Raw genomic sequence first — 229 nt, 5'->3', positions numbered from 1 at the left:
CGCGGACGCGACTACGTCATCCCGCAGGACGTCGTCGAGGTCATCCCGGACGTGTTGCGGCATCGTCTGGTGCTCAGTTACGACGCGCTCGCCGACGAGGTGGACGCCGACACGGTCATCACCCGCGTACTCCAGACGATCGGGCTGCCCCAGGTCAGCGCGCAGCCGTTGAACACCGTGCCGTCCGCGCCCACGCAGGCAGGACCGCAGCATCCGAACAATCAGCCAC

At 67.7% G+C, this 229-nt stretch carries 1 pseudogene; it reads left to right on the top strand.

The features are described 5' to 3' along the window. Positions 1 to 229, top strand: a pseudogene (locus tag SB717_RS40100) (hypothetical protein); the annotation flags it as partial.

The sequence above is a fragment of the Priestia sp. SIMBA_032 genome (assembly GCF_046535215.1).
GTDB classification, from domain to species: Bacteria; Bacillota; Bacilli; order Bacillales; family Bacillaceae_H; genus Priestia; species Priestia aryabhattai.
Note: the sequence above shows the minus strand (reverse complement) of the source record. Positions and strands in the feature narration are given on the sequence as shown.